General features: G+C 73.4%; 27 protein-coding genes, 1 tRNA gene and 1 pseudogene. 18 read left to right on the top strand and 11 right to left on the bottom strand.

All coding sequences use genetic code 11. From position 1 onward, the window contains the following. Both DZF91_RS37500 and purU read right to left on the bottom strand, forming a co-directional pair. A pseudogene (locus tag DZF91_RS37500) lies at positions 1–285 on the bottom strand (hypothetical protein); the annotation flags it as partial. A 153-nt stretch (positions 286–438) separates the two neighbouring features. Beyond that, on the bottom strand, positions 439–1,332 hold the full coding sequence (gene purU, locus DZF91_RS37505; RefSeq protein WP_117361774.1) for a formyltetrahydrofolate deformylase: 894 nt from the start codon (positions 1,330–1,332) through the stop codon (positions 439–441). 240 nt (positions 1,333–1,572) lie between these two features. Between purU and DZF91_RS37510 the strand changes: the two genes are divergently transcribed. Then, positions 1,573–2,040, top strand: a complete 468-nt coding sequence (locus tag DZF91_RS37510; RefSeq protein WP_147341565.1) for an NUDIX hydrolase — start codon at positions 1,573–1,575, stop codon at positions 2,038–2,040. Here the strand turns inward: DZF91_RS37510 and DZF91_RS37515 are convergent. Further along, positions 2,037–2,933: an aldo/keto reductase gene (locus DZF91_RS37515; protein WP_117361775.1), complete on the bottom strand. Its 897-nt coding sequence runs from the start codon at positions 2,931–2,933 to the stop codon at positions 2,037–2,039. The genes DZF91_RS37510 and DZF91_RS37515 overlap by 4 nt on opposite strands. An 88-nt stretch (positions 2,934–3,021) precedes the next feature. Here DZF91_RS37515 and DZF91_RS37520 point away from each other — a divergent pair, with 88 nt between their 5' ends. After that, a complete protein-coding gene (locus DZF91_RS37520) occupies positions 3,022–3,924 on the top strand; it encodes a LysR family transcriptional regulator (protein ID WP_199487166.1) in 903 nt (300 codons plus the stop codon). Positions 3,925–3,978: 54 nt separating this feature from the next. On the opposite strand, the gene DZF91_RS37525 is transcribed toward DZF91_RS37520, so the two are convergent. After that, positions 3,979–4,671 carry a TetR/AcrR family transcriptional regulator gene (locus tag DZF91_RS37525; protein WP_117361776.1) on the bottom strand — a complete coding sequence of 231 codons (693 nt, stop codon included), beginning with the start codon at positions 4,669–4,671 and terminating at the stop codon, positions 3,979–3,981. 100 nt (positions 4,672–4,771) lie between these two features. Between DZF91_RS37525 and DZF91_RS37530 the strand changes: the two genes are divergently transcribed. Next, positions 4,772–5,419: an FMN-dependent NADH-azoreductase gene (locus DZF91_RS37530; protein ID WP_199487167.1), complete on the top strand. Its 648-nt coding sequence runs from the start codon at positions 4,772–4,774 to the stop codon at positions 5,417–5,419. A gap of 1 nt (position 5,420) precedes the next feature. Next, positions 5,421–5,741 carry a DMT family transporter gene (locus DZF91_RS37535; RefSeq protein ID WP_117361778.1) on the top strand — a complete coding sequence of 107 codons (321 nt, stop codon included), beginning with the start codon at positions 5,421–5,423 and terminating at the stop codon, positions 5,739–5,741. A 21-nt stretch (positions 5,742–5,762) separates the two neighbouring features. Here DZF91_RS37535 and DZF91_RS37540 read toward each other — a convergent pair whose 3' ends face one another. Together DZF91_RS37540 and DZF91_RS37545 are read right to left on the bottom strand one after the other, a co-directional pair. Next, positions 5,763–6,545 (bottom strand): oxidoreductase, encoded by a 783-nt coding sequence (locus DZF91_RS37540; protein ID WP_117361779.1) that lies wholly within the window; start codon positions 6,543–6,545, stop codon positions 5,763–5,765. A gap of 80 nt (positions 6,546–6,625) precedes the next feature. Further along, a complete protein-coding gene (locus DZF91_RS37545; protein ID WP_117361780.1) occupies positions 6,626–7,201 on the bottom strand; it encodes a TetR/AcrR family transcriptional regulator in 576 nt (191 codons plus the stop codon). Between the two features lie 75 nt (positions 7,202–7,276). Between DZF91_RS37545 and DZF91_RS37550 the strand changes: the two genes are divergently transcribed. Next, positions 7,277–8,293, top strand: a complete 1,017-nt coding sequence (locus DZF91_RS37550; RefSeq protein WP_117361798.1) for an LLM class flavin-dependent oxidoreductase — start codon at positions 7,277–7,279, stop codon at positions 8,291–8,293. On the opposite strand, the gene DZF91_RS37555 is transcribed toward DZF91_RS37550, so the two are convergent. Further along, positions 8,251–9,405 carry an MFS transporter gene (locus DZF91_RS37555; protein ID WP_158588141.1) on the bottom strand — a complete coding sequence of 385 codons (1,155 nt, stop codon included), beginning with the start codon at positions 9,403–9,405 and terminating at the stop codon, positions 8,251–8,253. The genes DZF91_RS37550 and DZF91_RS37555 overlap by 43 nt on opposite strands. Positions 9,406–9,620: 215 nt before the next feature. Between DZF91_RS37555 and DZF91_RS37560 the strand changes: the two genes are divergently transcribed. Beyond that, positions 9,621–10,652 carry a hypothetical protein gene (locus DZF91_RS37560; RefSeq protein ID WP_117361782.1) on the top strand — a complete coding sequence of 344 codons (1,032 nt, stop codon included), beginning with the start codon at positions 9,621–9,623 and terminating at the stop codon, positions 10,650–10,652. Between the two features lie 111 nt (positions 10,653–10,763). Here the strand turns inward: DZF91_RS37560 and DZF91_RS37565 are convergent, their stop codons facing one another. After that, positions 10,764–11,261, bottom strand: coding sequence for a DUF3237 domain-containing protein (locus DZF91_RS37565; protein ID WP_117361783.1), 498 nt, complete (start codon positions 11,259–11,261; stop codon positions 10,764–10,766). Positions 11,262–11,288: 27 nt separating this feature from the next. Continuing rightward, entirely contained in the window at positions 11,289–11,735 is a 447-nt protein-coding gene (locus tag DZF91_RS37570) for an ester cyclase (RefSeq protein WP_199487168.1), read from the bottom strand. Positions 11,736–11,832: 97 nt separating this feature from the next. Between DZF91_RS37570 and DZF91_RS37575 the strand changes: the two genes are divergently transcribed. After that, positions 11,833–12,459 carry a TetR family transcriptional regulator C-terminal domain-containing protein gene (locus DZF91_RS37575; protein WP_117361784.1) on the top strand — a complete coding sequence of 209 codons (627 nt, stop codon included), beginning with the start codon at positions 11,833–11,835 and terminating at the stop codon, positions 12,457–12,459. A gap of 20 nt (positions 12,460–12,479) precedes the next feature. Here the strand turns inward: DZF91_RS37575 and DZF91_RS37580 are convergent, their stop codons facing one another. Beyond that, positions 12,480–13,031: a hypothetical protein gene (locus tag DZF91_RS37580; RefSeq protein ID WP_117361785.1), complete on the bottom strand. Its 552-nt coding sequence runs from the start codon at positions 13,029–13,031 to the stop codon at positions 12,480–12,482. Between the two features lie 132 nt (positions 13,032–13,163). Between DZF91_RS37580 and DZF91_RS37585 the strand changes: the two genes are divergently transcribed. The 4 genes from DZF91_RS37585 (at position 13,164) to DZF91_RS37600 (ending at position 17,035) form a co-directional block, all read left to right on the top strand. Then, complete coding sequence (locus DZF91_RS37585) at positions 13,164–14,120, top strand: alpha/beta hydrolase family esterase (RefSeq protein ID WP_117361786.1); 957 nt, start codon at positions 13,164–13,166, stop codon at positions 14,118–14,120. Between the two features lie 68 nt (positions 14,121–14,188). Further along, positions 14,189–15,373, top strand: coding sequence for an amino acid deaminase/aldolase (locus DZF91_RS37590; RefSeq protein WP_117361787.1), 1,185 nt, complete (start codon positions 14,189–14,191; stop codon positions 15,371–15,373). A gap of 130 nt (positions 15,374–15,503) precedes the next feature. Continuing rightward, complete coding sequence (locus DZF91_RS37595) at positions 15,504–15,971, top strand: SIMPL domain-containing protein (protein WP_117361788.1); 468 nt, start codon at positions 15,504–15,506, stop codon at positions 15,969–15,971. Further along, positions 15,968–17,035 carry a carbohydrate kinase family protein gene (locus DZF91_RS37600; RefSeq protein WP_235834846.1) on the top strand — a complete coding sequence of 356 codons (1,068 nt, stop codon included), beginning with the start codon at positions 15,968–15,970 and terminating at the stop codon, positions 17,033–17,035. The genes DZF91_RS37595 and DZF91_RS37600 overlap by 4 nt, the downstream gene beginning before the upstream one ends. Before the next feature lie 134 nt (positions 17,036–17,169). Here DZF91_RS37600 and DZF91_RS37605 read toward each other — a convergent pair whose 3' ends face one another. Beyond that, positions 17,170–17,487, bottom strand: a complete 318-nt coding sequence (locus tag DZF91_RS37605; RefSeq protein ID WP_117361789.1) for a DUF3618 domain-containing protein — start codon at positions 17,485–17,487, stop codon at positions 17,170–17,172. 129 nt (positions 17,488–17,616) lie between these two features. On the opposite strand from DZF91_RS37605, the gene bcp reads away from it, so the two are divergent. From bcp to DZF91_RS37640, 7 genes are all read left to right on the top strand, one after another. Then, a complete protein-coding gene (bcp, locus tag DZF91_RS37610; protein WP_117361790.1) occupies positions 17,617–18,084 on the top strand; it encodes a thioredoxin-dependent thiol peroxidase in 468 nt (155 codons plus the stop codon). Between the two features lie 435 nt (positions 18,085–18,519). After that, positions 18,520–18,593: transfer RNA gene (locus DZF91_RS37615), tRNA-Leu, on the top strand. Positions 18,594–18,750: 157 nt separating this feature from the next. Next, positions 18,751–19,728, top strand: coding sequence for a sensor histidine kinase (locus DZF91_RS37620; protein WP_117361791.1), 978 nt, complete (start codon positions 18,751–18,753; stop codon positions 19,726–19,728). A gap of 80 nt (positions 19,729–19,808) precedes the next feature. Further along, positions 19,809–20,708: an MEDS domain-containing protein gene (locus tag DZF91_RS37625; RefSeq protein ID WP_117361792.1), complete on the top strand. Its 900-nt coding sequence runs from the start codon at positions 19,809–19,811 to the stop codon at positions 20,706–20,708. Then, the gene (locus tag DZF91_RS37630; RefSeq protein WP_117361793.1) at positions 20,705–21,673 is read left to right on the top strand and encodes a sensor histidine kinase; all 969 of its coding nucleotides are present in this window, start codon (positions 20,705–20,707) and stop codon (positions 21,671–21,673) included. Before DZF91_RS37625 ends, DZF91_RS37630 begins: the two co-directional genes overlap by 4 nt. A 225-nt stretch (positions 21,674–21,898) precedes the next feature. Beyond that, a complete protein-coding gene (locus DZF91_RS37635) occupies positions 21,899–22,759 on the top strand; it encodes an MEDS domain-containing protein (RefSeq protein ID WP_117361794.1) in 861 nt (286 codons plus the stop codon). Positions 22,760–22,874: 115 nt separating this feature from the next. After that, positions 22,875–23,208, top strand: a 334-nt coding sequence (locus DZF91_RS37640; protein WP_117361795.1) for a hypothetical protein, incomplete at its 3' end; no start/stop codon positions are given.

Genomic DNA, 23,208 nt, shown 5'->3' on the forward strand with positions numbered 1-23,208 from the left:
CCCGGCGACCGCGGCCCCCGCCGCGACCGCCACCACGGGCCGGTCGTGCCACGCGAGGCGGCGCAGCGCGTCCGCCACCGGCCCCTCCGGGACGACGCGGACCGGCGTCCCCGCCATCGCGGACAGCACCTGGAGCGCGACGCAGCCGCCGGCGAGCACCAGCAGCAGCCCCGTCCCGGCGAGCAGCGCGGTCCGGCGCGGCCGGAACTCGGCCAGCGCGGTCCTGCGGGCCTGCTCCCGGGCGTGCGCCTCCTCGATGAGGTCCTCCACCAGCGTCTCGCCCATCTCACCCCCACGCGGAACCGGACCCGACCGCCTTGCCGCTACCCATGGTGAGACAAAGTAACCCGGAGTGAAACCCGCCATGCCGCGAACGCCCGACCCCGTTGTCCGAGGTCAGGGGCGCGGGCGGGGTCACGCCAGGGGCGACGCGGGCGTCTAGCGGAAGACGATCGTGCGGTCGCCGTTGAGGAGGATGCGGTGCTCGGCGTGCCACCGGACGGCGCGGGCGAGCGCCAGGCATTCGACGTCGCGGCCCACGGCGACCAGTTCCTCGGCGCTGTGGGCGTGGTCGACGCGCGCGACCTCCTGCTCGATGATCGGCCCCTCGTCCAGGGCGGGCGTCACGTAGTGCGCGGTCGCGCCGATCAGCTTGACGCCGCGGGCGTGCGCCTGGTGGTAGGGCTTGGCGCCCTTGAAGCTCGGCAGGAACGAGTGGTGGATGTTGATGATCCGGCCGGGCAGCTTCGCGCAGAAGTCGTCGGAGAGGATCTGCATGTACCGGGCGAGGACGACCAGGTCGGCGCGGTAGTGCTCGACCAGCGTCAGGATCTCCGCCTCCTGCGCCGCCTTGCCGCCGCGCTCCACCGGCAGGTGGTGGTAGTCGATCCCGTACGACTGGGTGAGCGGCCGCATGTCCGGGTGGTTGGACGCGACGGCGACGATGTCCACGTCCAGCAGCCCGGACCGCTGCCGGTACAGCAGGTCGTTCAGGCAGTGCCCGAACTTCGACACCATGATCAGCACGCGCGGGCGCTCGGCCGTGTCGTACAGCCGCCAGTCGAGGCCGAGCTCGGTGCCGAGCGCCGCGAACCGCGCGCGGAGCCCGTCGGCGTCGGCGCCCCGGTCGGCACCCGGACCGGCACCCGGGTCGGCGGGCACGCTGAACTGCACGCGCATGAAGAACGTCGCGGTGTCGCGCTCGCCGAACTGCTGGCTCTCCAGGATGTTGCAGCCGCGCTCGGCCAGCGCCCCCGAGACGGCGGCCACGATGCCCGGACGGTCCGGACAGGAGAGCGTGAGGACGAACTCGCGCTGATCTTGCTGGGTCATGACTTCACTTTCGCCGCGGTGGGACGTCCGGAATGAGCCTCCGAGCTTACGCGCGCCGCCCCTTCAGCGCTGACGTTCCCCCACGTCGTGGCCCTGTTCCGGGGCAACAAGGTCGTACCGGGAGGATCCGAGCGGACCACCCGGTCCGGCAGCGCGACGGCTGATTCCGGCCGCGACGGCCCACCTCCGGCACTCCGGCGTCATCATGGGCGGAGCGGGAGTCGGCGAGGAGGGCATCGCGTGGAGAGCGACGGGCCTGAAGGCTGGATAGCGCGTCCGGCCGTGCGGATCATCTGTGTGGACGGCAAGGGCCGCATCCTGCTGATGCGCTGGCGGAGCCCGCACGACGACCGCCGGTTCTGGGAGCCGCCCGGCGGCGGTGTGGAGCCCGGCGAGTCCGACCTCGAGGCCGCGCGGCGCGAGCTGCACGAGGAGACCGGCCTGCCGGGGTCGTCCGTCCGGAACGCGGCGTTCCCCCTCGAACGCGACTTCCTGTGGCTCGGCACCCGGTACGTCAAGACCGAGTCGTTCTTCCTGGCCCGCTTCGACGGCACCCCGGACGTCCGTCCGACCGCCTTCTCGCCGGAGGAGAACGCCACCTTCCTCGGGATGGCGTGGCTCTCCCCCGGCGAGATCGAGGCCCTGGGCGGCGCGCTCGAACCGTCCCGCCTGCTGGAACTGATCGGTCCGCTGCTCGGCACGTCCTAACCGGCGACGGCGTCGAGGCGGGCGGCCTGGTCGGCGGTCAGCTCCAGGTCGAGCGCGGCGAGGTTCTCGGCGACGTGCGCGGCGGACGTCGTGCCCGGGATCGGCAGCATCGCCGGGGAGCGACGCAGCAGCCAGGCCAGCGCGGTCTGCGCCGGAGTCGCGCCGATCTCCGCGGCGACCTCCGCGACCGCCCCTCCGGGAGCGGCGTGCGCGCCCATCGCGACCGGGAAGAACGGCAGGAACGCGATGCCGTGGCGCTCGGCGTGGTCCACGACCGGCTCGTGGTCGCGCGCGGCGAGGTTGTACATGTTCTGGACGGACGCGATCGGCGCGACCGCGCGGGCCGCCTCGAGCTGCTCGACGGTCACCTCCGACAGTCCGATGTGCCGCACCTTGCCCTCGTCCTGGAGCTGCTTCAGCGCGCCGATCTGGTCCTCCAGCGGGACGGCCGGGTCGACCCGGTGCAACTGGAGCAGGTCGATCCGGTCGGTGCGCAGCCGCCGCAGGCTCAGCTCCGCCTGCTGCCGCAGGTAGACGGGGTGGCCGAGCGGCACCCACTCCGCCGCCGACGGGCGCGCCACCCCGACCTTCGTCGCGACCACGACGTCCTCGCGGTACGGGTGCAGCGCCTCGCCGACCAGTTCCTCGCCGCCGCCCAGCGCGTACGCGTCGGCGGTGTCGATGAGCTGGACGCCCAGCTCGACGGCCTCCCTGAGCAGCGCGAGCGCGGCGGCGCGGTCGGCGGGCGGCGTCCAGATCGGCGCGGCGGTCGGATCGGCGGGACGGTCGGGGCCGTCGGCGAGGCGCATCGTGCCGAGCCCGATCCGGCGGACGGTCAGGTCGCCGCCGAGGGTGATGGTCGTGGTGTTCGCGTTGATCGTTCCGTTCGTCATGCGTCCACCTTCGCCGCCGCACCGACCAGGAACAACGCCGATTCCGCGAACGATCTATCATGCGGACTTATCGACGGAGGTGGGGCATATGGAGCGGCAGGAGATCGAGGTCTTCCTGGCCCTCGCGGACGAGTTGCACTTCGGCCGCACCGCCGAACGCCTGCGGCTCTCCCAGGCGGCCGTGTCGCAGACCCTGAGGAAGCTGGAACGGCGCATCGGCGCGCCCCTGTTCGAGCGGACGAGCCGCCGCGTCGTCCCCACACCGGTCGGCAAGCAGCTGCACGACGACCTCGCCCCGGCCTGGGCCGCCGTCGGACGCGCCGAGGCCGACGCGGTCGCCTACGCGCGCGGCGTCGCGGGCACCCTCACGATCGGGTTCCTCGGCGCGTCCCAGGGCGAGCTGACCCCGCGCGTCATCGCCGCCTTCCGCTCCGGGCACCCGGGCACCGAGGTGCGGATGCGCGAGGTCCACCTCGGCGACCCGTTCGGCGCCCTGCGCGACGGCACCGTGGACCTCCTGCTCACCCGCCTGCCGGTCGCCGAACCCGACCTGACCGTCGGGCCGGTCGTGCTGTCCGAGCCGCGGATGCTGGCCGTCGCGTCCGACCACCCGTTCGCGCGCCGCGACTCCGTCCGCATGGACGACCTGGCCCGCGACGTCTCGTTCAGCGCCCGCGGCCCCGCGCCGTCCTACTGGTGGGACGCCCAGATCCCGCCGGTCACGCCGTCGGGCCTCGCCGTCCGGCGCGAGCGGCCCGCCGAGACCCTGCAGGAGATGATGACGCTCGTCGCGTCCGGCGAGGGCATCGCCCCGGTGCCGCGGTCGGTCTGCTGCGCCTACGCCTACGAGGCCGTCGCCTACGTCCCGATCGAGGACGCCCCGCCCAGCGACGTCGCCCTGGTCTGGCGCACCGCCGCCGAGACCGCCCGCATCCGGGCCTTCCTGGACGCCACCCTGGAGACCCTGCGAACCACCACCCCCGCCCACTGACCCACCCCCGACCGCTCCCGGCAGGCACGGCAGCCATGATCGGCGGCGCCCCGGTCAGCCGAGGACGCGGTGGGCCAGGCGGGTCAGCGTTTCGGTGATCTCGGCGGTCGTGCGGCCGTCGGCGCGTAGCCGCTCGAACAGCTCCGGCGCCAGGGGAGCCAACAGCACGTCCGCCAGCGCGTCCGAAGCAGCGCCCCTCTCGGTGCGCGCCTCGGTGCGCGGCTCGGTGCGCGCCTCGGTGCGCGCCTCGGTGCGCGCCTCGGTGCGCGCCTCGGTGCTCGTCGCGGTGCCGGCCTCGGTGCTCGCGGCGTGTTCGGCCGCGAGGGATCGGACGTGGGCGCGCCAGAAGCCGTAGGCGCCGGTCTCGAAGCGGCGGCGTCCGGTCTCCGCGCCGAGCACGAGGGCGATGTGCGCGTCGAGGAGTCCGACCATCGCGGCGTAGAAGGCGGCCAGCCGTTCGGCGGGAGGTGCGCCGGGGCCGAGCGGGGGTTCGCCGCGCAGCAGCTTCTCCTGCAGGGCACGCTCGTGCTCGTCGAGCAGGGCGCGGGCGATGGACGCGACGTCCGGGAAGCGCCGGTAGAGGGTGCCTCGGCCGACGCCGGCCGCCTTGGCGACGTCGTCCATGGTGACCGTGCGGGGGTCGCGGGAGGCGAACAGCGCGGCGGCGGCCTGGAGAACGCGCGCCCGGTTGCGGGCGGCGTCCGCGCGCTCGCGGGGGCGTTCCGGCTGGTCGGGGAGCAGGTTCATGGCCGTGACCCTAGCCCACGCCGAAGAAACTGGACAAGGTGTCCGCTTATTGCCTACAGTCCTAAGTGGACAGAGCGTCCACTTACTAAAGGAGCCCCCTGTGCCCTCGTTGCTGCACCTCACCGCCAGCGCCCGCCGCGACTCGTTCAGCCGCCGCGTGGGCGACGTCTTCGCCACCGCCTGGCGGGAGGCCCACCCGGACGACCCCTACGTGCTGCGCGACCTCGCCGCCGATCCCGTCCCCCACATCACCGAGGCGTGGACGGAGCTGTGCGACAACGCGCTGCGGGACCAGATCTCCGACCCCGCGCGGCTGCACGAGACCGCCCGCACCCCCGCGCAGCGCGAGGCGTGGGCGATCGTGCGACCGCTGCTGGACGAACTGCTCGCCGCCGATGTCGTCCTCATCGCGACGCCGATGTACAACTACTCGGTCCCCTCCGCTCTCAAGGCCTGGCTCGACCAGGTGACGTTCCCGCGCGTCTCGCTCGCCCCGCGCCGGTTCGTCGTGGCGTCCGCGCGCGGCGGCGCGTACGGCCCGGGAACGCCCAAGGAGCCGTTCGACCACCAGGAGCGCTACCTGCGCGACTTCTTCCAGGGGCACTTCGGCGTGGCCGACACCGTGTTCGTCCACGCCGAGCTGGTCAACGCCCGCCTCGACCCCGCGCTGGCCGCGCTGCGCCCCGAGCACGACGCGTCCCTCGCCGCCGCGCTCGACACCGCCCGCACCCTCGCCAAGGACTACTGAGGTGAACTGGCTGCTGCTCGGGCTGGCCGGACTGGTGGAGATCGCGTTCTCGCAGAGCATCCGGCCGACCGAGAACTTCACCCGGCCCTGGCCCACGCTGGCGTGCTTCGTGCTCGGCGCGGCGTCGATCTTCCTGCTGTCGCTGGCCATGCGCGGTCTGCCGGTCGGGACCGCCTACGCGGTCTTCACCGGCATCGGGGCGGTGGGCGCGATCGCCCTCGGCATCGCCTTCCAGCGCGACCCGGTCAGCGCCGGACGGCTGGCCGCCCTGGCGCTGATCATCGGCGGGATCGTCCTCGCCCGCGTCACCAATCCCGACTGACCCGGGCGTCTCCTCCTCCGGTCAGGCGGTCTTGACCACGCCGCCGTCGATGAGGTGGTCGGAGCCGGTGACGCTGGCCGCGACGTCCGACAGCAGGAAGGTGATCAGGGCGGCGACCTCCTCCGGCTCGGTGAGGCGCCCGGTGGTCATGCCCATGACCTCCGGCACCTTGGCCAGGAACTCCTCGTGGGTGACGCCGAGACCCTCGGCGAGGCGGGCGCCGAAGTTGTCCGGCGCCTCCCAGATGGCGGTGCGGACGGGCCCGGGCGACACCGTGTTCACCCGGACGCCGCGGGGCCCGTACTCCTCGGCGAGGGCCTTGCCGAGCGCGGTGAGGCCGGCCTTGGCGACGTTGTAGGCGACCGGGCCGCCGGCGGGCAGCCGCGCGCCGATGGACGACACGTTGACGATGGCGCCGCGCCGCTCGGCGAGGCCGGGGATGATCGCGCGGGTCACCCGGACGGCGCTGAGCAGCGTCATGTCGAGGTTGGCCTGCCACTCCTCGTCGGTCACCTCGGCGAAGCCGCGCAGTTCGACGGTGTCGCCGCCGCCGACGTTGTTGACGAGCAGGTCGACCCCGCCGAGCTCGGCGGCGGCGCGGTCGGCCAGCTCGCGCGCCCCCGCGTCGGTGGACAGGTCGACCTGGATCGGGACGGCGCCGGTCTCCTTCAGCTCGGCGGTGGCCGTCCGGGCGGCCCCGGCGACGGTGACGCCCTCGGCGACCAGGGCGCGGACGGTGGCGAGGCCGATGCCGCGGCTCGCCCCGGTGACGACGGCGGTCTTGCCGGACAGTGCGAGGTCCATGAGGACACCTTTCTTGACCTGGGGGTACACAACAGGGCCGGAAGAGAGGCCGGCGCGTCGGAGCGCCGGCCTCGGTGGTGCTAGAGGGAGTCGAGCAGACCTTCGACCACCTGGTCGAGCCGTTCCCTCCCCTCGCCCGAGCGGGCGAGGACCTGGAGCCCGAGCAGCGTGCTGAGGATCATCGCGGCGACCGTCCCGGGGTCGCGCCCGGGATCGATCTCCCCGGACCGCTGCCCCTCCTCGACGGCCCCCCGGAACGCCGACGCGGTGCGCCCGAACTGGTCGCGCACCACCGATCCCACCTCGGGATCGGCGCCCCCGCCCAGCTCGGCCGCGGTGTTCACGACCATGCAGCCGCGCGGGTCGCGGACGTTGGCCTCGACCAGGAACTCCAGGGCCGTCCGCAGCCTCTCCTTCACCGGGACGGGACGCCGGAGCAGCTCGATCAGCCCGGCCGCCTGGTCGTCGCGGTAGCGCTCCAGCGCCCGCTCGAACAGCGCGTGCTTGCTGCCGAACGCGTGGTAGAGGCTGCCCTTGCCGATGCCGAGCGCGACGACGAGGTCCTGCGGCGTCGTCGCGCCGTAGCCCTTGCGCCAGAAGACGTCCACCGCCCGCTCGACGGCGACGTCCGGATCGAACTGCTTCGGTCTGCCCACGTCCCTCACCCAAGCAGTTCTGTACCTCGGAGTCAAATACCGGAATGCCCCGGCGCGCCGCGCGTTGTGCTGGAGGTGAGCGATCCACTGCGAAGCATCCGCTGGTCGGTCCTGGACCGGTCCCGCACCCGCGCCGGCGAGGAGCCCGCGCGGGCGGTCCGCGACACCGTCGCGTTCGCCCGGCAGGCCGAGGAGCTGGGCTTCCACCGGTTCTGGGTGGCCGAGCACCACAGCGTGCCGGGCGTGGCCGGGTCCGCGCCGACCGTCCTGGCGGCGGCGGTCGCGGCGGCGACCTCGCGCGTGCGCGTGGGGACGGGCGGGGTGATGCTGCCCAACCACCGCCCGCTCGTGGTCGCCGAGCAGTTCGGCGTGCTCGCGTCCCTCCACCCCGGCCGCATCGACATGGGACTCGGACGGTCCGTCGGGTTCACCGGCGGCGTCCGGCGCGCCCTCGGCCACGACCACGAGGACGCCGCCGACTTCGCCGCCCAGGTGCACGAGCTCCTCGGCTACTTCAGCGGCGAGCAGGACGTCCATCCCGGTGTCCACGCGTGGCCCGCCGAAGGGCTGCGCGTCCCCGCGTTCGTGCTGGCCACCGGGCAGGGCGCGGACCTCGCCGCCCAGCTCGGCCTCCCGCTCGTCATCGCGCCCGCGCGAGGCGAGGACGCCATGGTCGCCGCGATCGACCGGTACCGGGAGGCGTTCCGTCCGTCCGCGCAGGAGGCCGAGCCGTACGTCGTCGTCTCCGGGACGGTCGCCATAGCCGACACCGCGGAGGAGGCCCGCCGGATGCTCGTCCCGGAGGCGTGGGCCAACGCATATTCCCGGACGCACGGCGAGTTCCCGCCGCTCATCCCGGCCTCACGCGTCGAGGAACTGACGATGACCGACAGGCAGCGCCGCATCTTCGACGACTCCATGCGCGGCCACGTCCACGGCACCGAGGAGCAGGTCGCGGACGAACTGAACCGGCTCCTCACGCGCACGCGCGCCGACGAGTTCCTCGTCCACACCAGCACCTACGACCGCGCCGCGCGCCTGGAGTCCCATCAGCGGCTCGCCGCGCTCGCGGGCCTGCGCACCGCCTGCTGACCGGCCAGGACGAGCAGCGCCAGCGCGCTCGCCCCGAAGGCCAGCGCGCTCGCGCCCGCGTGCGCGAGGACGACCGTGGAAAGCAGCGAAGCGACGGCCGCGAGCGACCACACCGTCGCATCGACCGCGCCCTCCAGGCGCGCGCTCTCCGCCGGGGGCGCCCCCACGGCGAGGACGGCGCTGCCTCCCACGAAGCACAGGTTCCAGCCGTAGCCGAGCAGGAAGAGCGTCGCCATGCGCGCGTCCGGGAAGACCCCCGCGAGCGCGGTCGACACCACCAGGACGGCCAGCCCGGCGCGCGTGACGGCCCAGCCGCCGAAGCGGTCCACCGCGCGCCCGGTGACCGGCGACAGCGCGAACATCCCCAGCGTGTGGGCGGCCAGCGTCTCCCCGACGGCGGCGAGCCCGTCCCCGTGCATGTGCATGTCGACCGGCGCCGCCGTCATCACGCCGAACATGACGACCTGCGCCACCACCATCACCGGCAGGGCCGTCCGCGCGGACGGCAGCGCGAACAGCGTCCGCAGCGGAAGGCCCGGCGCCGCGTCGTCCACGCCGAGCCGCCGGCCGCCCATCGCCAGGGCGGCGATCCCGGCCGTGACGGCGGCGAACACGAACGGACCGGCGAGCACGGTCAGGCCGAGCGTGCCCGCCAGGCGTCCGGACGGGCCGAGCAGCAGCGGCCCGCCGACCGCCCCGGCCGCCGCCGACCACACCACGAGCCCGATCGCGAACCCGCGCCGTCCCGGCGGGTACAGCTCCGCCGCCGCGTACCGCGAGAGCTGCGCGGCGGCGTTCCCGAGCCCGAGCAGCAGCATCGCCAGCGTCAGCAGCGGCACGTTCCCCCGGACGGCCGCGACCGCGCCGAGCGCCCCGCTGAACGCCGCGACCGCGTAGCCGGCGCCCAGCACCGTCCGCCGGTCGTGGCGCCGGAACAGGCGGGTCAGCAGGATCGCGCCCACGCCCGTCCCGACCACGTCCGCCGTCGGCGGCACCGCGCCCCAGCCCGTCCCCATGCGGTCCCCCGCGACCAGGGAACTCGCCGTGCTCGCGACCGCCATCGTCGCGCTCATCAGCGCCACGCCCCCGCACAACCCGATCATCCGCGTCATGCACCAGAACGGTAGGAAAGCGGAGGCGTCCGTTGAAGGGGCGTTCGATGGTGTTCGTCCCACCCCGCCGTCAGGTGGGAAGGTCTTCGCGGTCACGGACGGGCGGAGTGTCGTCAATCTCGCCGCGTCACTCGCCGCGTCGGCAAACCTTACGGAGTTCGAACGGGATCGCCGCCGCGCTGTCCCCCCGGCCGGGATGATCATTTACTGAGCCCATGACCACGACGCGCACCCGGCGGCGGCTCGGCCTGGCCGCCGCCGCCCTCATCGCCGGACTCCCCGCCCTCACCGCCCTGCCCGCCCACGCCGACACGACGCCGCGGATCGCCTCGACCAGCGTCTCGCCGGCCACGATCACCGGCGGCGACGAGGCCGTCCAGACGATCCGGCTGGACGCGCCCGCCCCCGTCGGCGGGCTCGGCGTCGAGGTGATCAGCGTCGGGCGCAGCGACCTCAACTACCCCTTCTCCGTCCCCGGTGACGTGGTCCGGGTCCCGGCGGGGCAGACCAGCGTCAGCTTCCCGATCCGGCTGGAGGCGTACTCGTCCACCACGACCGTCCCGCTCGTCGCCCGGACGACCTCGTCGGAGGCCACCACCCAGGTCACGGTCGTCCCGCCCGACTGGCGCGACCAGACCGTGGAACGGCTCGACGTGAACGCCCCGGGCGACGCGCACGCCGTCGTCGCCGGGACGAAGGCGACCGCGACCGTCCGGCTGTCCGCCCCGGCCAAGGTCGGCGGCACCGCCGTTGACCTGCGCCTCAATCACCGCTCCGGGCTCCCCGACAGCCCCGAGCCGAAGATCCCGCGCTACGTGGTCGTCCCGGCCGGAAGCCGGGAGGCCACCTTCACCATCGACTACCCCGGCGTCCCGATCTGGCCGATCGGCGTCACCGACATCGACGCCGACCTGGGGCACCCGCCCGCGGGCGCGGCGGTGCTGTTCGCGCCGAAGAACTACACGGTCGGCGTCACGCGCGAGCTCAAGCGCGGCGGCTTCCCCAACATCGGCTCCATCGGCCTGGGCAACAACTGGCACCCGTTCGGGGCCGTCATCGAGCTCACCAGCGACACCCCCGGAATCAAGGTCCCGGCGAGGGTCGAGATCCCGGCCAACTCCGCGGGCGCGAACTTCGGCATCGGGGTGGACGAGTCGGTGCCGCCGGGCACCCAGGTCAAGATCTCCGCCAAGTGGGTCCTGTCCCCCGCCGGAACCGTGACCACCACGGCCACCGTCGCGGGCTGAGGCGCACGCTTCGTCCGGCGGGTCGTCCTGGGGGCGACGACCCGCCGGACCTCCCGCTACGCGCGATGAGTGATGCCGCCGCCCTGGACCGCACGTCAGGGTGGCGCTCGCTCACACCACCCGGGAGATCCGGTAGGCGATCCCGCCCTCGACCAGGTAACCCGTCCCCACGCACACGATGTCGTTCAGCCATGCGTGGCGTTCGGATCCCGTCTCGAACAGCGGGTTCGTCCTGAAGTAGTAGCGGGACGGGTCGACCAGGTGGCGCCGGGCCGGATCCGCCATCGCGGAACGCAGTTCCGGAGGCGTCGTGAAGCGACCGCCGTAGGTCAGGTTGAGAAGCGCCCCGTCGTCCGTGCGCAGCGAGAGCCGGACGTCGAGGAGCATGGTGCCGTCGGGACGGAACAGCGCCCAGTCGCCGCCGCCCGGCAGCACCTCGCCACGCAGTTCCGGTCCCTCGAACGTCCCACCGGCCGCGCCGAACAGGATGCGCCGCCGGGCCGGTCCCGCGGCGCCGAAGTCCAGAGGCGGTTCAAGGTCGACCACGATGTCGAAGAGGAACTCCGTCCGGATCTCACCGACGTCCCTCACCCGCGGGTCCGTGGGCATGACGCGTCACCTCTCGTGGTTCGGGGGTCAGGAGGCGCCGAACAGCGTGCGCCGGACGGCGTCGGTCGAGACGCCCGACTGGGCGCACAGCTCCGACAGGTCGAAGAAGAACCGTTCGCTGGCGATCAGGTCGTCCGCGAAACCGAACTGGATGAACACCGGAAGTTCGGCGCGTCCGCCTCGCGGTGTCACACCGAACCTGTCGCCGGTCATCGTCATCCTGACCGTCCCCCAGCAGACCAGCGTGTCCGGGTTCGCGGCGTGCCCCTGGAGCTCGACCTCGTAGTCCGGGAATGCGGCGAAGAACCGGCGCAGCACCTTTCCGTTCTCCTCATGGCCGCGCGCCGTGGTCCCGAAGGCGGGCGTCTCCAGGACCATCCCCGGATGCATCAGCTCCAGGGCCGCTGGCACGTCCTGGCGGCTTTTGGCCGCGGCCAGCGCCTGCGCCAGCTCGACCATGCGGTCGCTGTCCATGGGACGTCCTCTCGTCGGCGACACCCGGAAGACCGGCGGGACGAAACAATACGTACGACCGTACGTAAATGTAAAGGCGTATGCCACGATGGGGGCGATGACCGACGACACGACCTCCTCGCGCCCCGCCGTCACGGACGGGCGGCTGCTGCGCGGCGCCCGCTCGCGCCGCGCGGTCACCCGGCACGCGGTGGACGTCGCGTCGGCCGAAGGCCTCAACGGGCTCAGCCTCGGCCGCTTGGCGAGCGACCTCGACCTGAGCAAGAGCGGCATCCAGACCCTCTTCCGGACGAAGGAGAACCTGCACCTCGCCACGGTCGAGGCGGCCCGCGACCTGTTCCTCGACGCGGTCGTGCACCCCGCCCGGACCGCCGCTCCCGGCCTCGCGCGACTCCGCGCCATCGTCGAGAACTGGATCGCCTACGCGGAGAGGCCGCTGTTCACCGGCGGCTGCTTCTGGTCAGCGAACCTGCCCGAGTTCGACAGCCGCCCCGGCCCCGTCCGCGACGCCCTGGCCCGCCAGCGCCGCGACTGGCTGTCGGTCATCTCCGCCGAACTCCGCCACGCGGTGGACGCGGGCGAGACCGCTCCCCTGGACGCCGACCTGACCGCCTTCCAGATCGACGCGATCCTGAACGCCACCAACATCGCCCTGCGCCTGGACGAGAAGGACGCGACGAGCAGGGCCCGGCGCGCCATCGAAGCCCTCCCGCCCCGCCCCTGAAGCGCCCCCGCGCAGCGGCCCTACTCGTCCTCGCCAGGCCGGAGCGGGCCGTCGGCGTAGTACCGGCGACGCTCCGCGACGAACGCGGCGGCCTCCTCACCGGTCATCTCGTCCATCTCGCCGAGGTGTTCCAGCAGGCCGTCGCGCTCCTCACGACCGGAGGCGGCGACATGGGCGACGGTGCTCCCCGTCCCGCCCGCGGACAGCAGCAGCCGGTGCGGCAGCCCGCACCAGGTGTCGAAACTCGTGCCGATCGCACGCCACAGAAGCCAGACGTCCTCCGGCCGCCCATGCTCCGCGACCAGCAGCGCCGCGATCTCCAGCCACCGGCTGAAACCCCACGCGTGACGGTGCAGCAGAATCTCCTGCTCCAGCAGGAACCGCGCGAAGTCGTGGTCCACCGGTCCCGGGACGGCGACGAGTGCTTCCAGGACGTCGCGGCGCTCCCGCCGGCAGGCGTCGGACGGCAGCCCCTCCTCGTCGTGGACGGCCTCGAACCGCAGCAGCTCCCAGCGCTCGGCGTCCTCCAGCCACCAGTCGAGGCCGAGGCCGTCCCCGCCAGATCGAGCCACCGCACGCCTCTCCTCCGCCGATACCGGACGTTCCGGAATCCTGCCCGACCGGACGGCGCCGCCGCACACCGCCCGCCGCGCCTGCCGGTCGCCGGTGGTTTCGTCGTCGGGGTGGTGGTTAGGTTCGGCGGTATGCGCCGGAATGTGGTGATCGTCCTCGCCGCTCTGCTCGTGTTGGCCGCCGGAGCGCTCGCCGGGTGCGACGGCGATCAAGGGAAGGGCGGGGGCTCGTCCGGCAGGCGCGCGACCACGGCCGTGCCGCGCGAGGTGGACGGCTTCCCGACCGCCTCCGGCACGACCAAGCACAAGCTCGACGTCGGGACGCCCGGCCACCGCGAGTTCCTCCTGCACGTCCCGCCGGCGCTCGCCCACCGCGACTGGAAGGACGGCAAGCCGGACAAGCCGCTGCCCCTCGTCATCGCGCTGCACGGCGGCCTCGCGACCATGGCGCGGATGCAGTCGCTGTCCGGGTTCGACTCCATCGCGGACGACAAGGGGTTCCTGGTCGCCTACCCGGACGGCTTCATGACGACCTGGAACGCGGGCGACTGCTGCGGTCCGGCCAAGATCGGGCACATCGACGACGTCGGCTTCCTGACCAAGCTCATCGACCGGCTGAACGCGGCCGGGCTGAGCGACCCGAAGCGGGTGTTCGTGACCGGGTTCTCCAACGGCGCCGGAATGGCGTACCGGATGGGCTGCGAGGCGGCCGACAAGGTCGCCGCGATCGGGGTCGTGGAGGGCGCGCTGGTGACCGGGTGTGATCCGTCCCGTCCGGTGTCGGCGCTCATCTTCCACGGGACGGCCGACCGCAACGTGCCGGTGGACGGCGGCGGACGGCGCGACATCAACGACGACCGCCCGTATCCTCCTCTTTCGTTCGCCGTGGACGCCTGGCGCCGGCACGACGGCCTGCCCGAGCCGAAGGCGACCACGCTGGCCGCGCAGACCGGGAACCTCCGGTGCTCGTCCAGCGCGAAGGACGGGGTGTCGCTCGCGGTGTGCCGGGTGGTCGGCGGCGGGCACGCGTGGCCGAAGGGCGCGGCGGCGATGCTGTGGGACTTCTTCGCCGAGCACGGCCGATCATGAAATACTGGAAATGATCATGAATACATGAAGCGGTTTCATATTTGACCGTTTTATGGCACTGTAAGGCCATGAACCTCCGGGACCGCTACGACGCCGCCACGGCCGATCTGGACGCCCCCCTCGCGATCGTCGACCTGACGGCGCTGCGCGCCAACGCGGCGGACCTGGTCCGGCGGGCCGCCGGGAAGCCGATCCGGGTCGCCAGCAAGTCGGTGCGGTGCCGGGCCGTCCTGGACGAGGTCCTCGCCATGGACGGGTTCGCCGGGATCATGGCGTTCACCCTCCCCGAAGCCCTCTGGCTCGCCCGCGAGGGCGTCAGCGACGACATCCTCGTCGCCTACCCGACCGCCGACCGCGCCGCGCTGCGCGAGCTGGCCGCCGACGAGCGCGCCGCCTCCGCCATCACGCTCATGGTCGACTGCGCCGAGCACCTGGACCTCATCGAGACCCACTCCGCCGGACGCCGCATCCGCGTCTGCGTCGACGTGGACGCGTCCTACCGGCTGCTGCACGGAATGCTCCAGATCGGCCCGCGCCGTTCCCCGCTGCACACCCCCGACCAGGTCCGCGACTTCGCCGAGACCGTCGTCAAGCGGCCGGGCCTCCAGCTCGTCGGGCTGATGGCCTACGAGGGCCAGATCGCGGGCGTCGGCGACCAGGTCCCCGGGCAGGCCGCCAGGTCCCGGGTGATCAGGGCCATGCAGAAGCGGTCCCGGCTGGAGCTCGCCCGCCGCCGCGCCGCGATCGTCCGGGCCGTCCGCGACCTCGCCGACCTGGAGTTCGTCAACGGCGGCGGGACGGGCAGCGTCGAGAACACCGTCCGGGAGAAGGCCGTCACCGAGGTCGCCGCCGGATCGGGGCTCTACCAGCCGCACCTGTTCGACTACTACTCCAACTTCCGGGGCCGCCCCGCCGCGCTGTTCGCGCTGCCGGTGGTGCGGCGCCCCGGACCGGGCGTCGTCACCTGCCTCGGCGGCGGCTACCTGGCCTCCGGCACCGCCGACGGCCTGCGGCTGCCCCGCCCGTACCTGCCGACCGGCCTGTCCTACAACTCCCTGGAGGGCGCGGGCGAGGTGCAGACGCCGCTGCACGGCGAGGCCGCCGACCTGCTGTCGGTCGGCGACCGCGTCTGGTTCCGGCACACCAAGGCCGGCGAGCTGTGCGAGCGCTTCGCCGAACTCCACCTCATCGAGGGCGACCGGATCGTCGCCACCGTCCCCACCTACCGCGGCGAGGGCAAGACCTTCCTCTGACTCCCGGCCTCCCCCTGCCGAGGCTCCCCCGCCGCCCGCGCGTCCGGCGCCGCCCACTCCGCGCGACCGCGCGGACCGGGTGGCGCGGGACGCGGGCGACGGCGGACCCGCACCGGTTAGGTTGGCCGGTATGAGCCACGCCCCGGTGATCAGCGTGCGCGGCGAGGCGGTGCTGGAGGCGCCGCCCGAGATCGCCCGCCTGTCCGTCCACGTGCGAGTCCAGGAAGGCGACCGCGGGACGGCCCTCGACAAGCTCACCGCCGGCAACCGGCGCCGCCTCGACCTGCTCGCGTCCTACGGCGACGCGGTCGAACGCGCCGAGACCGGCGACCTCTCCATCACGCCCCTGGTGAAGTACCGGCGGCGCGACGGCGACATCCGCGCCTACCAGGGGACCATCCGGACGAACGTCACCGTCGCTGACTTCACCGTCCTCGGCGAGCCGGTCGTCCGCCTCGCCGACATGGAGCGCACCACCGTGGAGGGCCCGCACTGGGCGCTGCGGCACGACTCCCCGGTCCACACCCGCGCCGCCGAGCAGGCCGCGCGGGCCGCCGTCGTCGCCCGCTTCCACACCACCGCCCCGGACCTCGCGTGACCGCCGGCGCGCCCGACCCGTGCGGCGAACGGGGGCCCGGCGTCGGGACCTCCGGCGGAGAACTGGACGTGTTCCTGACCGGCCAGGTCTTCATGGACATGATCTTCACCGGGCTCCCCGGACTGCCGCCGCCCGGCACCGAGCTGGTCACCGACGGGCTCGGATCCGCCCCCGGCGGCATCGCCAACATCGCGGTCGCGATGAGCCGCCTCGGGCTGCGCACCGGCCTCGCCGCCGCGTTCGGCGACGACATGTTCGGCGCCTACCTCTGGCGGACGCTCGCCGAGCAGGAGTCGGTCGACCTGGCGTACTCGCGGCGCGTCCCCGGCTGGCACACCCCGGTGACCGTGTCCCTCGCCACCGACGCCGACCGCAGCATGGTCACCTACACCCGCCCGCTCGACCTGTCCGCCGACTCCCTGGTCGCCTCGCCGCCGTCCGCGCGCACCTGCTTCGTCGACATCGACCGTCCCGTCCCCGACTGGGCGCTCGCGGCGCGCGCCGCAGGCTCGCTGGTCTTCGCGGATCTCGGCTGGGACCCGACCGAGACCTGGGCGGGCCACGTCCTGGACCGCCTGGACGACGTGGACGTCTTCCTGCCCAACGCCGTCGAGGCCATGGCCTACACCCGCACGTCCTCGCCGGAGGCCGCGCTCGACGTGCTCTCCCGCCGCGTCGGGACGGTGGTGGTGAAGCTCGGCTCGCTCGGGGCCATCGCGGCGTCCGGCGGCGAGCGCGCCGCCGCGCCCGCGCTGCCCGTCCGCGCCCTCGACCCGACCGGCGCCGGGGACGTGTTCGCCGCCGGGTTCGTGTTCGCCACCCTCAAGCGGTGGCCGCTCCGGCAGCGGCTCCAGTTCGCCAACCTGGTCGCGGGCCTGTCCGTCCGGCACCGCTCCGGCTCGCTCGGCGCGCCCTGCTGGGGCGAGATCGCCGCGTTCGGCGAGTCCGGCGAGGTCCCCGCCGCCGACCTGGCGCAGTACGCCTTCGTCGTCCCGCACATCCCGGAGGCGGAGATCGGGCGCGGCCCCGACTCGGTCACCCGCGCCGAACCCACCCTGAGGTAGTCCCCGCACCGGCCTGTGTCGTCCGTCGCCTGCCGAGCCCGCCACGCCCCGTCCGCGCCAGGGTCCGCGCCGGTCCTCGGGGAAGCCGAAGGCGCCGATCCGTCCCTGCGGACGAACCGGCGCCTCCACGCAGGTCAGACGCGGCTTCGCCGCTTCCTGGAGCGCCGCCGCATCATCGCGAACACGGTCATCCCGACCACCACGCCGACCCCGGCCATCACCAGCCGGGGGTCGATCGGACCGGGCCGCCCGTCCTCGTCCGGCACCCGGATGGCCGCGTCGACCGTCCGCCGGACCTGCTCGGCCTCCTCCTTCAGCCGCTCCGCGCCCCGCTGCGCCACGTTCCTCGGGTTGACCCGGTCCGCGAGCTCGTCGATGGTGCGCGCGAGCTCCTGCCGGGACCGCTCGATCTCCCGCTGCAGCGCCTGGGGGTCGCTGGACCTGTCAGCCATGCCCTCGTCCTATCGTCTCTGCCGCCGAAGTCGCATGATCCGAACAGTCTTGCAGGTCCACGGCGGAAACGCCCGCGGCACCCCAGCCGGTAGGTTGGAGGCGAGCGTCCCGAGCGAAAGGCGGAACAGGTGTCCGAGCGTTTGCAGCCAGGCGATGACGCGCCGGAGTTCGAGCTTCCCGACGCCGACGGGAAGCCGGTGTCGCTGGCGTCCCTGCGCGGCCGGCGGGTGGTCCTCTATTTCTACCCGGCCGCGATGACCCCCGGCTGCACCAAGGAGTCCGTGGACTTCCAGGGCAGTCTCCCCGACCTCGAGGCCGCGGGCACCACCGTCGTCGGCATCTCCCCCGACAAGCCGGAGAAGCTCGCCCGCTTCCGCGAGAAGGAGGGCCTGACCTTCCCCCTCCTCTCCGACCCGGAGACCGAGGTGCTGCGGGCCTACGGCGCCTACGGCGAGAAGAAGCTGTACGGCAAGACCGTCGTCGGCGTCATCCGGTCCACCTTCGTCATCTCCCCCGAGGGCAAGATCGAGCAGGCGTACTACAACGTGAAGGCGACCGGCCACGTCGAACGCCTCCGCCGCGACCTCGCCCTGTGATTCTGCCGTAGCCCGTTGTCACCTTGACCTCCATCCGCCCCGGAGGAGGTCAAGGATGGGCGCGTCGGGCTCTCACGCCCATATCAGCAGGCAGCGCAAACGCTTCGGGATCGACACGTCGTATTTCCGGTGACGTGCCCGCAAGAAGGGCAGGCGCTGGAACCGAAAGACGCCCGAGTAGATTCTCATCGCGACAACACCTCCGGTCGCAGGACGGGCCCGCACATGCCCGCCGCGCACCGGCCGAAAGCGGCGTCGCCATCTCTGCGCCGCCTGCGAGACGGCGGAAGTGGCAGGGCAGGCCACTGATCCCGCATGTGGACCACATCAACGGCGACCATCTCGACAATCGCCGGAAGAATCCGCGTTTCCCGCGCCCGAACTGCCACGCTCAGACCGACACCTGCGCTGGTAGGCTCAAGCACCGATAAAGCCGGGGTCGTAGCCCAATAGGCAGAGGCACCAGTCTTAGGAACTGGACAGTGCGAGTTCGAGTCTCGCCGGCCCCACGGCCCGACGAGGAGGGGGCGGCCCATCGGCCGCCCCCTCCGTTCATAGTTTGAAAACGGGCCTCGGCTTCGGAGGGCCGGCGGGCCTAGGGTGGAAGGCAAAGCCGCCCCGGGAGCGTTCGGGCGGAGGCGGCCGACACTGACCGGGTGGGGCACCGTGAGCCAAGCATTCAGCCATCGCGTGCTTCCGTACGACCGCGCGGACGACCTGCTGGACGGCGCCCTGCCGTTCCTGCGGGAGGGCATCGAGGGCGGTGACCGGGTGCTCGCGGTCACGACGCTGGCGATGCACATGCTGCTCCGGGACAAGCTCGGGGCGGACGCGGCCGGCGTGGAGTTCTTCGACTCGGACCGGTGGTACGCGCATCCGGCCCGCCACCTCGCCGACACCCTGGCGCTCGCCGAGACGGCCGCGTGGCAGAAGCGGCGGCTGCGGGTGCTCGGCGAGCCCGCGTGGGCGCGGCGCGGTCCGGCGGAGCGGTCGGAGTGGCAGCGGATCGAGGCGATCACCAACGCGGCGTTCGCGGACACCGGGGCCGCCCTGCTGTGCGCGTACTCGCGGACGCTGCCCGCCGGGGTGGTCGCCGCGTCCCGGCAGACGCACCCCGAGACGACGCGCGGGCGGGCGACGCTGCCCAACCCCGGGTACCAGGACCCGTGGCTCTACAACGCGCGGCTCGACTCCGGGCCGCTGCCCCCGGCCCCGGACGACGCGTTCGACCTCCCCATCGACGTGCCCGACCTGTACTGGATCCGCGTCTACGTGACCGACTTCGCGCGCCGCACCCCGCTGCCGGAGGACGACCTCCAGCGGCTGCTCGTCGCGGTGACCGAGGTGGTGACGAACGCGCTGCGGCACGGCCGTCCGCCGATCGCGCTGCGGCTGTGGCTGGAGCCGGGCGAGCTGGTGTGCGAGGTGACCGACCGCGGCCACTGGACCGAGCGCACCGGGTTCGGGCTCATCCCGCCCAAGCCCGCGGGCGGCGCGGGACGGTTCGGGTTGTGGGCGGTGCGGCTGCTGTGCTCGCTCGTCCAGATCCGGACGGGCCGGGACGGGACGACGGTGCGGCTGAGGCTGCAGGTCCCGGGCGTGCCGGCCGTCCCGCCGATCAACTTGCCCGTCAACTCAGTGTGAGGGAGCTTGTGCGAAGGGCTTTCTTTTCCTTTCGCCGGGCGTAGGCTGGGCGGGTCCGAGACAACCTGGATGGGCAGGCCATGGAGAACATCCCCTGGTTCGACGAACGTCCCGTCAGTGAGGTACGTCCGGGCGACCACGGGTTGCTCGGCTACGTCGACGCCGAGGAGCGCGACCGGGTCGTGGGCCCCTTCGTGCGGGCCGGGCTGGCGACCGAGGAGAAGGTCGTCTACATCACCGACCAGCCGGCCGAGTCGCTGCCGGGCCTGGAGCGCTGCTCCCTCGACCTGGCGAGGCTGAAGTCCTCGCGCCAGCTCCGGCTGCTGTCGCGGCGGGAGGCGTGCCTCAGCCGGGCGGGCGCGTTCGAGCCCGCCAAGCTCGCCGACACGCTGGACCGGGAGCGCGAGTCGGCGTTCGGCGAGGGGTACCGGGCCGTCCGGGTGACGATGGACTCCACCTGGCTGCTCACCGAGCCGGGCGGGGCCGAGGCGATGCTGAGCTGCGAGGACCGCGTCGACCGGGCGATCTCGCCGAGCACGATGGCGATGGGCGTCTGCCAGGTCGACGTGCGCCGGTGCGGGACGGCCCAGTTCGGCGCGCTGCGCGATTCGCACGAGGTGCTGATGCGGGTGGACGCCGAGTTCGACGACGGCATTCTGACGATCCGGCGGATCTACGGTCCGTTCGGCCTGAAACTGCGGGGCGAGCTGGACGCGTCGCGGCACTCGCACGTGTCGGAGCACCTGCTGCGGGCGATGGCGAGCCGCCGCGGCGACATCCACCTGGACGTCGCGGAGCTCGACTTCATCGACATCGGCGGCCTGAACCTGCTGGCGCAGCACGCCGCCGAGCTGCCCCGGGGCGGCGCGCTGTACCTCGACCACCTGCGTCCGGACGTGGAGAACGTCATCACGATGGTCGGCTGGAACCGGCTGCCGCGGCTGAGGCCCGGCGCCCGGACGGGAGGTGCCGCCCGATGACCGCGTCCCCCCCGCCCGCCCCGCCGGCCGCCGCCGGGGCGAGGGCGCTGGAGCACCGCGCCTTCCTGTTCGACGGGATGCCCGACTTCCTGGACACGGCCGTCCCGTTCGTCCGGGAGGGCCTGGAGGACCCCGACCGCGAGGTCGTGGTCGTCGTGGCGCAGCAGCGGCTGGAGCCGCTGCGCGAATTCTTCCCGGAGGCCCCGGAGGGGGCGTTCGTCGCGGCCGAGACCTTCTACGAGCATCCCGTGCGGACGCTGCGCAGCTACCTGGAGCTGGTGAAGGCGAAGAACCCGCGCAGCGTGCACGCGCTGGCCGAGCCGGTGTGGCGCGAGGAGTGGACGCCCCGCGAGACGATGGAGTGGGCGCGGTACGAGTCGCTGATCAACGAGGTGTTCCAGGGCACGCGGGCGTCGGCGCTGTGCCCGTACGACACGTCCGTGCTGCCGGAGCAGATCCTGGAGTACGCGCGGCGGACGCACCCCTGGCTGGTGCGGGACGGCGTCCACGTCGAGAGCCGGCGGTTCACCCCGCCGAGGGAGTTCTCCGCCGACGTCGACCGCGCCCGGGAGTTCCCGACGCCGCCGGAGTCGGAGTACCTACCGGTGACCGGGCACGACCTGCACGAGCTGCGGCAGTGGGTCGGCGAGCGGGCCGACCGGCACGGGGTGTCCGGACGGAACGCGCAGAACCTGGTCACGGCCGTGAACGAGGTCGCGGCGAACGCGCTGCGGCACGGCGTCCCGCCGGTCGGGGTCCGGTTGTGGACGGACGGCGCGGACCTGGTCTGCGAGGTCGGCGACAACGGCTACTGGCGCGACTTCAGCCCGCTGACCGGGTTCGTCCCGCCGCAGACGGCGCTGGACAGCGGGTTCGGGCTGTGGACGGTCCGGCTGCTGGTCGACCTGGTCGATGTGCGCGCGGGCTGGGACGGCACGTTCGTCCGGATGCGCGTGAGCCGCTGAGCGAAACACGGCGCGGGCATGGGCCGCCGAGTGAACGGGACGCGTGCATGGGCCGCCGAGCACGCAAGGCGCGTCCCTTCCGCCGCGGAGGGCCGGAGGCGCGGTGGGGTTCCGGAGCCGTCCGGTCGTCAGATACCGGGAAAACAGGGTGAGGGTTCGGCTACGTGACGTGGCTCGCGGGTCGTAGTCTGGACGCATCCGGAAGTGGCCGCGGTGGAAGGCGTTATGGAGACCCTCAGCTCGGTCCGCAGGCCGGTCCGTGAGCTGCGGCCCGGCGACCACGCGTGGCTGGCGTACTCGGGCGAGGACGAGCAGCGGCACGTGGTCGGCTCGTTCGTCCGGGACGGGCTGGAGGCCGCCCACAAGATCATCTACCTGGCCGGTTCGGACGACGTGGACGTCCCCGGGATGCACGGTGTCCGGGCGCGTCCCGGGCTGCTGACGGTGGTGCCGCTCGCGGACGCGCGGCGCCCGGACGGCGGCTTCGACCCCGGCACGGTGCTGGCGGCGCTCACGGGTGAGATCGCGGGCGCGGAGGACGGCGACTACACCACGATCCGGGTCACCGCGGACATGACGTTCGCGCTCGACCTCCCCGGCGGCCTCGGCGAGTTGCTCCGCTGCGAGCGGCACATCGAACGGGCCGTGTGCCCGAGCACGCGGGTGACGGCGATCTGCCAGATCGACCGGCGGCGGCTGTCGGCGGACGCGCGGACCGCGCTCGCCGCGACGCACTCGACGTTCGTGACGCCGAACCCGGAGTTCGCCGACTCGGTGCTGCAGATCGTCCGCACCTTCGACCCGGTGGGACTGTCGCTGCTCGGCGAGCTCGACGCGTCCCGGCACACGGTGCTGGACGAGGCGCTGAACAAGGTGCTGGGCGCGAGCCGCGGCGAGGAGATCCACCTGGACCTGGCCGGGCTCGGCTTCATCGACCTCGGCGCGCTGAACATGCTCGCCGACGTGGCCGCCCGCCGCTCGGGCACCGGCCCGCTCGTCCTGGACCGGATGCCCCTCCAGCTCCGCACCATCATGGAGACGGTCGGCTGGCACATGCTCCCCGGCCTGCGCCTCGGCACCGTCTGAGCCGCTTCCGTCTCCGACCGGGCCGAGGCGCGGCGCTGATCAGTGGGTAGGCGGGACGGGGGCGCTCGGTGTCGGGCCGTGCCGCGGCGCCGAGGGCGGGCTGGGCGACCGTCCATTGGCGGGAGGTCCGCTCGGGAGGGCCGTCGGCGGACGCGTCGCGGAGCCGCGGCCCGCCCTGTCGGTCGGGGAGCCGGACGTCCGGGGCGGCCCTCCGGACGCGGGCGTGGTCGCCGCCGGTGACGGCAGGCCGCTCGGCTTCCCGGGCGGCGGCTTCGGCGACGGCACGGGCGGCGTCTCCGTCGGGGTGGACGCCGGGGAGACGACCCGGTCGGCCGGACGCGTCCTCTCCTCCCGCCCCGGTCCCGGCACGAACACCAGCGCGAGGAGCACGACCGCCGCCGCCACCGCCGCGCCCACGGCCGCGGCCGTCCACCACGCGCGCCGCGAAG

This window comes from Actinomadura logoneensis (genome assembly GCF_003428695.1).
Lineage (GTDB): Bacteria > Actinomycetota > Actinomycetes > Streptosporangiales > Streptosporangiaceae > Spirillospora > Spirillospora logoneensis.

Coding starts and splice junctions, on each gene's coding strand:
- purU (WP_117361774.1), bottom strand. CDS start 1,332: ATGACCCAGCAAGATCAGCGCGAGTTCGTCCTCACGCTCTCCTGTCCG.
- DZF91_RS37515 (WP_117361775.1), bottom strand. CDS start 2,933: ATGACGAACGGAACGATCAACGCGAACACCACGACCATCACCCTCGGC.
- DZF91_RS37520 (WP_199487166.1), top strand. CDS start 3,022: ATGGAGCGGCAGGAGATCGAGGTCTTCCTGGCCCTCGCGGACGAGTTG.
- DZF91_RS37525 (WP_117361776.1), bottom strand. CDS start 4,671: ATGAACCTGCTCCCCGACCAGCCGGAACGCCCCCGCGAGCGCGCGGAC.
- DZF91_RS37540 (WP_117361779.1), bottom strand. CDS start 6,545: ATGGACCTCGCACTGTCCGGCAAGACCGCCGTCGTCACCGGGGCGAGC.
- DZF91_RS37555 (WP_158588141.1), bottom strand. CDS start 9,405: ATGACGCGGATGATCGGGTTGTGCGGGGGCGTGGCGCTGATGAGCGCG.
- DZF91_RS37560 (WP_117361782.1), top strand. CDS start 9,621: ATGACCACGACGCGCACCCGGCGGCGGCTCGGCCTGGCCGCCGCCGCC.
- DZF91_RS37565 (WP_117361783.1), bottom strand. CDS start 11,261: ATGCCCACGGACCCGCGGGTGAGGGACGTCGGTGAGATCCGGACGGAG.
- DZF91_RS37570 (WP_199487168.1), bottom strand. CDS start 11,735: ATGGACAGCGACCGCATGGTCGAGCTGGCGCAGGCGCTGGCCGCGGCC.
- DZF91_RS37575 (WP_117361784.1), top strand. CDS start 11,833: ATGACCGACGACACGACCTCCTCGCGCCCCGCCGTCACGGACGGGCGG.
- DZF91_RS37585 (WP_117361786.1), top strand. CDS start 13,164: ATGCGCCGGAATGTGGTGATCGTCCTCGCCGCTCTGCTCGTGTTGGCC.
- DZF91_RS37590 (WP_117361787.1), top strand. CDS start 14,189: ATGAACCTCCGGGACCGCTACGACGCCGCCACGGCCGATCTGGACGCC.
- DZF91_RS37595 (WP_117361788.1), top strand. CDS start 15,504: ATGAGCCACGCCCCGGTGATCAGCGTGCGCGGCGAGGCGGTGCTGGAG.
- DZF91_RS37605 (WP_117361789.1), bottom strand. CDS start 17,487: ATGGCTGACAGGTCCAGCGACCCCCAGGCGCTGCAGCGGGAGATCGAG.
- DZF91_RS37625 (WP_117361792.1), top strand. CDS start 19,809: ATGGAGAACATCCCCTGGTTCGACGAACGTCCCGTCAGTGAGGTACGT.
- DZF91_RS37630 (WP_117361793.1), top strand. CDS start 20,705: ATGACCGCGTCCCCCCCGCCCGCCCCGCCGGCCGCCGCCGGGGCGAGG.
- DZF91_RS37635 (WP_117361794.1), top strand. CDS start 21,899: ATGGAGACCCTCAGCTCGGTCCGCAGGCCGGTCCGTGAGCTGCGGCCC.